The 860-nt window shown below is 54.5% G+C and carries 1 protein-coding gene; it reads left to right on the top strand.

What is annotated here, in order from left to right:
* A partial coding sequence (locus ACTHS3_RS15810; RefSeq protein WP_440368483.1) for an aromatic amino acid transport family protein occupies positions 1–801 on the top strand: 801 nt, incomplete at its 5' end.
* Between the last annotated feature and the right edge of the window lie 59 nt (positions 802–860).

Raw genomic sequence — 860 nt, 5'->3', positions numbered from 1 at the left:
TTCACCAGCATCCTCATCGGCGGCATGGTATTGACCTTTATTTGGGCAACCGGCGGCCTGATTGCCGATGCCAAAATGCCTGTCCTGTTTGACACCCAAGCCCCTGCCGGCACCAGCTACTGGATTTATGTCGCTACCGCCCTGCCCGTTTGCCTTGCCTCATTCGGTTTCCACGGTAACGTCTCCAGCCTGCTCAAATACTTTAAAGGCGACGCGCCCAAAGTGGCCAAATCCCTATGGGTAGGAACGCTGATTGCGCTTGTGATTTACATCCTCTGGCAAATCGCCATCCAAGGCAACCTGCCGCGTAACGAGTTCGCACCGGTTATCGCCGCAGAAGGACAAGTTTCCGTCCTGATCGAAACGCTGTCCAAGTTCGCCCAAACCGGCAATATGGACAAAGTGTTGACCCTGTTCTCCTACATGGCGATCGCAACCTCCTTCCTCGGCGTAACGCTCGGCCTGTTCGACTACATTGCCGACATCTTCAAATGGAACGACAGCATCTCCGGCCGCACCAAAACCGCCGCACTGACCTTCCTGCCGCCTTTGATTTCCTGCCTGCTCTTCCCTACCGGCTTCGTTACCGCCATCGGCTACGTCGGCCTGGCCGCCACCATCTGGACCGGCATCATCCCCGCCATGCTGCTCTACCGCTCGCGCCATAAATTCGGTGCCGGCAAAAACTACAAAGTTTACGGCGGATTCTGGCTGATGGTTTGGGTCTTCCTCTTCGGCATCATCAACATTGCCGCCCAAATATTGAGCCAAATGGAGCTTGTTCCCGTATTTAAAGGTTAAATTCCCTTAAGGCCGTCTGAAACACCCTCTTTCAGACGGCCTAATTCATTATTTTCCGC

The organism is Neisseria sp. P0009.S007 (genome assembly GCF_051962515.1).
This window is presented reverse-complemented; position numbering and strand designations above follow the sequence as displayed.